The 5,921-nt window shown below is 34.7% G+C and carries 1 protein-coding gene, 1 rRNA gene and 1 riboswitch; both genes read left to right on the plus strand.

Going from position 1 to position 5,921, the window contains the following annotated elements:
• Nucleotides 1-147 precede the first annotated feature (147 nt).
• Nucleotides 148-4,770: an immunoglobulin-like domain-containing protein gene (locus V7137_RS23750; protein ID WP_335700358.1), complete on the plus strand. Its 4,623-nt coding sequence runs from the start codon at nucleotides 148-150 to the stop codon at nucleotides 4,768-4,770.
• Between the two features lie 301 nt (nucleotides 4,771-5,071).
• Nucleotides 5,072-5,153, plus strand: a riboswitch (cyclic di-GMP riboswitch).
• Between the two features lie 630 nt (nucleotides 5,154-5,783).
• Nucleotides 5,784-5,921, plus strand: a 16S ribosomal RNA gene (locus V7137_RS23755); the annotation flags it as partial.

Raw genomic sequence — 5,921 nt, forward strand, 5'->3', positions numbered from 1 at the left:
GAATCCAACCCGGCCCTCTACCATTTCACCTTAGAAAAAAATAAGCATTATGAGATTAGAAATACAAGTAATTCTTCTATTCAAATGAATAACTTATCTACGTGGGAAAAAAAGGGTGAAATAGTTCGATATGACCCAGAAGGCAAAGTGAGTAACTTTGATAATGGGTGGTGGGGTAATTTATGGTTAAATGGCGGGGAGAAAGTTCGACTCAGTGTAAATCCAGACCAGTCTCATGATGCATTTATTCCATTTGAGCAAAAAGATTGGTTTACGATGAAAGAATCAGACCCAGCCTTATATAAATATACTCTCGAATCAGATAAAAGTTATAAGATCATGAACTATTCTGGAGAGGAAGTACGTATAGGTACGAACAGTGGTTATAACTTCAGATTCCAGGTATTAAAATATGATGCGAATTCAAATTATGAATTGTGGGAGGACCATTATGGTGATGTCATTTTAAGAGATAAAGAGTACTTTTTTGCATCCTATGTTCCACAAGAGCAAAATAAACTTGTCTTTTATTACCCATATGACCAGTTTCGCAATGGAGTGATCATTCGAGAAAGTGATTCAGAGTATGAAGATTACTTTGATATTTTACCCAAAATAAAGATGAATGTTTCTAAGATTCTATCGAAAACGGATAGTGAAATGGAAACGACAAAAATAGATGATACCCTTAGAAACTACAATTTAACGATAAAGAATAAAACAAAAGATATTCAAATAAATGACTTTTTTATAAAAGATAACTATATTGTCTTTGCCAAAAACAGTGTAGCTGCATTTGATGAAGTAAATATTAAATTAGAAAGCAAAAATAATGATACGGAAAGTAAAGAATTTAACATCACTTTGGATAAATCTAGTCAAGGTGAGTCGAATTTATCGATTCTAGAGGTAGGCAAAATAAGAGTCAGTGAAAACAATCCCCAGAAGAACATTCCAATGACTCGGACACTTATTTTCAATGAACAAGGTAAAGTGATAGAAACAAAGTCTTCTAATTCAGGAGAAACCATCCAATCGATGCCATTACAAGAAGGTAAATATACGGTTGTACTTTTAAAAGCAAATGGTGAATTGTGGCGAATGGATCAATTGAGCGAGTTTAAAGATCGTGGATTAGTTGAGGGGACTGACTATCTAAAATATGAAATTCAAGTAACAAATGGAAAAATTAGTACGATCAATCCGAATTCTATCCCAGTGTTAGATGAAGACCGAATTAGCTTTTTTGATCGGAAAAATACGATTTTTATGACAAATACGGAATCTGTTGTTCAAGGCGGCTTATTAGAAGTTCGTCTCCAATACCGTTTCAAAAATATTTATAACGAAACGAATATTAATTCACTTTCATTAAATGTGACCATCCCTAATGAATTAGCTTTTATTGATAATAGTGTGATGGTAGATGGGGTAAAAGCGAACTATTCCGTCAATCGTAATCAAGAGGAGATAACCGTACCGGTTAAAAAAGTGAGTGGGACACTCAAATTTTATGTAAGACCAATGGAAAGTAAAGACGTACAATTACGAGCAATGGCTAATTTTTCATACCAAAATAGAAATATTAGTGAGGTACTTGGTACCTCTAATGTAAATGTAAATTATGTCACGATTAATGGACCAAAAGAAACAAATAGTAAGGAAATTACGGTTACGGGAATTGCTCCACCTAATACAAAGCTCAGTATTTATGATGAAAAGACGAAAATTGGAGAGACAATCGTTCCGGCTAGTGGAAAATGGTCCAAGCAATTAACATTAGCCAATGCTTACCTAGGTACGGTCCATTTATTATCTGCTAAAACAACGGACCAAACTCCGGAGAAACAATCAAATCAAATCGAAGTCACTTATTTATACAAAGCACCAGCACTTAAATCCGCCACATTAGTTCATAATGGAGCATCAAAAGATATTTCGAACGCTTTCTTAAAAGGCGAAAAACCAGTTGTTACGATCAATCCTTCCAAACCATTTACGTTTAAGATCGTTATGTTAAATGGTGAAGCGATTGACAAAATGTATATTTCAAGTAGTCGTAATCAAGAAAAGAAGTTGCTGGAAGCGATTTATGATAAGGCGACAGGTTCTTGGATCGCATCTGGCTATTTTGATCCGTCTAATTTAGGGTATGTTCCTGGTGCGTTAAATATCGAATATACCACAAAGAAAGAGACAGTAGATTTAAATGGCGCGATTGATTTTACCAAAGAAGAATATGTCAATGCATTGCCGGATCCGTTCAAAAACGCGAAAGTAGAAGTGATTGAACAAACAGATACGGTATCAAGGACAGTGATTGAGTTAGCCGATTCAGAAAAAACAAAACTTGAAACGGTAAATACTCAGACAGTCATACCAAGTAACGTCACTAGGACCACATTAATGAATGAGGGTTATACGAAAATTGATGATGATACCTTTGCTTCTTTTAAAGTTTCGAATGATAAAATCATCACAAAAGTTTATGATTTTAATGAGAATTTAGAAAAAGAAATGTACATTCAACTTGCTGATCAATTTTCATTAACAAAACCAATTGCCGCTTATTTTGGAATTAAAGAGAATGTTGTCAATATAGGTGGAAGTATTGTTCATACTGCTTTACTTGAAAATAAAATATTAAACTCTAATTTAACAGCAGCAGAAAAAAAAGAACAGCTAACTCAATTAGGTGTATTAGCTACAATGAACGTGGCTTATAATAGTTTTCGAATGGCTTCGACCGTTATCGAACTTGCAGGATTAGCGGGCCCTCCAGGACTTGCCGTAACCATTGCGTGGTTTGCAGCGGATCAATTAATGGAATATTTTTATTTAAATAGCATGAAGAGCTTAGAAGAAAATGGCTCGATGTTCGCATGGTTGATTGACCCAAGCGGTTTTGTGTATGAGGCATTACCTGAAAACCGTTTAAAAGGTGTGAAAGTAACCGTGTTTTATAAGGACCCTAAAACGGGTGAAGTGTTAAAATGGAATGCGGAAGAATTTGAACAGATGAATCCACTCATTACCAATGATAATGGTGAATATGCTTGGGATGTTCCGGAAGGTTTATGGCAAGTGAAATACGAACTTGAAGGGTATGAAACAACGTTTAGTGAATGGTTGCCCGTTCCTCCACCTCAAACAACTGTAAATATTGGCATGGTATCTAAAAAGAAGCCAGAAGTAAAAGTATTAAATATCTTTAAAGATAAAGCCGAATTTGTTTTTGATAAATATATGGAAGTTGATTCAGTGAATCTGTCATCTATAGGTCTAAAGGATTCAAAGGGGAAAAATATCATCCAGACCGTAGAAGCATTAGACGCAAAAAAATCTGATTCTGGTAAGATGCTTGCGAAAAAGTTTATTATTCACTTTTTAGCAAATACAACATTCGCTGTTAATTCCGAGTACCAATTAGAAGTGAAAAATTCGGTAAAAACCTATGCACAAGTTTCACCAGATAACATGATTGTCGTTAAAACTAAATATACAGCATTACCACAAAATATCATTGCACAAGATAATGTAGATATTACCTATGGTCAAACGACTAGAATACCCATTCATGTTTCAGATGTGACAAATGCGTCAGGTTTAAAAATTCAGGTTGAATCAAACATGAAAGAACTTGTAGAACCTGTAGAAAGTACGGTTGAATTAGATTCAAAAGGTGAATCATTTGTTTCCGTAAAAGGAAATTTACCTGGGCAAGCAACATTACTATTAACCATTGTTGGAACCGATGTGACAAAAGAAATAAATGTTAATGTGCTATCGGTCGGAACGATGGCACCCAATCAAAAACCAACCATTTCAGCTTCAGATATCATTATCAATGCAGGGGATCGACCTGATTGGCTGAAAGGTGTAACCGCTTATGACCAAGAAGATGGGAACCTTACTAGTAAAATAAAAATTACGCAAAACACGGTGAATACTGCCAAGCCAGGAATTTATAAAATTAGTTACTCTGTAAGTGATTCGAACGGCCTTACAGACACAAAAGAGATAAAAGTGACCGTAAAGGAACTACCAAATCACAAACCAACCATAACGGCTACCGATCTAACCATATTTGTTGGGGACAAACCAAATTGGCTGAAAAACGTAACAGCTTATGACCAAGAAGATGGAAGTCTAACGAGTAAAATAAAAATTACGCAAAACACTGTGAATACTAGCAAACCAGGAGTTTACAAAATTATTTATTCAGTTAGTGATAAAAAAGGCCTAACAGCTACAAAAGAGATTAAAGTAACGGTTAAAAAAATTATTTATCCAAAGCTAATTGTCATCCCACTGGATGATAATGATCGTATCCTAACAGGTCAAACGGATATAGGGGTTAAATTAAGTGCACAAATAGGAAAGAAAACATTTTTCGCAACGATTGATAAAGCAGGGAAATTTAAAATTGTAAATATTCCATTGCAAAAGGCAAATACAGTTGTGGTGATTACAGCAGTCGATAAGTTTAACCACAAAACAACTAAAACAATAAAAGTATTAGATAAAACACCACCTAAACTCCCAACACTTAATAGGGTCAGTACAAAAACAACTTCATTAAAAGGGAAAACGGAAGCTTATGGTAAAGTTTATCTAACGATTGGCAAACAAAAAAGTAAGCTAACTGCTAATTCAAAAGGCGAGTATAGCAAAAAAATTAGTAAACTTAAAAAAGGAACAATGATAAGAATTTATGTTGTAGATCGTGCGGGGAATAAAAGTAAAGAGTTGTTGGTAAAAGTAAAATAATATTTTAAAACAATCCTCTTCATTTTTATGAAGGGGATTGTTTAGTGTCTTTCTTATTCCTGGCTTAATTCCGGTGCCTGTCACGACCCGATATTCGTCGAAGATTGATAGGTTTTTAGAGAGAGAGAGGATACTGAATTGTTAGGGTAGCGGGTGTTTATTTGGGGAGTGTCAGGCACTGTTCTTTAAGGTATGATACGTGAAGCTACTTATATTTCTATCAATCTTGTCGATAGCAGTCGAAATATTAGTCTTTTGAAATTATTTCAAGAATGCTAATAATAAATTGAAAAATCATTCCATTTGTTAAAGACAAACCTTTTGAAAAGTAGGGATGCAAAGTCACTGATCTAAGGTGGAACTATGATGGCTGGGCAGCCTGATTTAATCATTCAAAAGGAGTGGTTCTATTTGAAATTTAAATCCATCCTCTGTTTCTTTCGCAGACGACATAAGTACAGTTATTACTCTAGTAAATGCATCAGATGCGGTAAACAAAGTAATAATATTTATTAATATTGAACCCAAGGGTTCTTTTTTTTAGCTCTTTTCTAGTACTACCCGTTTTTGTAGAGGATGCAAAAAGCACCCGTAAACATATCACTTAAAAACTAAATGAAAACAAACATATGTAAGTGAAGATATAAAAAACCATGCCCTTGGCAGCATGAAATGAAAAATATGGTTTTGGGTATTATCTATCGAACGCTTACAGCAATTCATAGAAATTTTCCGGAGAAAAAAACTACCTGTTGCAAAATGAAAATGAAAGTGTTAATATATAAAAGTTGCTTTTAACGGCAGTCCTATTAGTTAAAAGCGGTAGCGAAAAAAGTTAAATTATTATATTGACCTAATGATAGAGATTCGATATAATAACAAATGTCGCTTCTGACATAATCAATTGTTCTTTGAAAACTAAACAAACAAAATCGTGCAAACAATATTAATCGTGTTTCTTCTATTAATATAGTAAGAACACGAGCCAACGTAACAAAATGAGCTAATCAACTTTCTTGGAGAGTTTGATCCTGGCTCAGGACGAACGCTGGCGGCGTGCCTAATACATGCAAGTCGAGCGAGACTCTTCGGAGTCTAGCGGCGGACGGGTGAGTAACACGTGGGCAACCTGCCTGTAAGACTGGGATAAC

Source organism: Neobacillus drentensis, from assembly GCF_036962765.1.
GTDB classification, from domain to species: domain Bacteria; phylum Bacillota; class Bacilli; order Bacillales; family Cytobacillaceae; genus Neobacillus; species Neobacillus drentensis_C.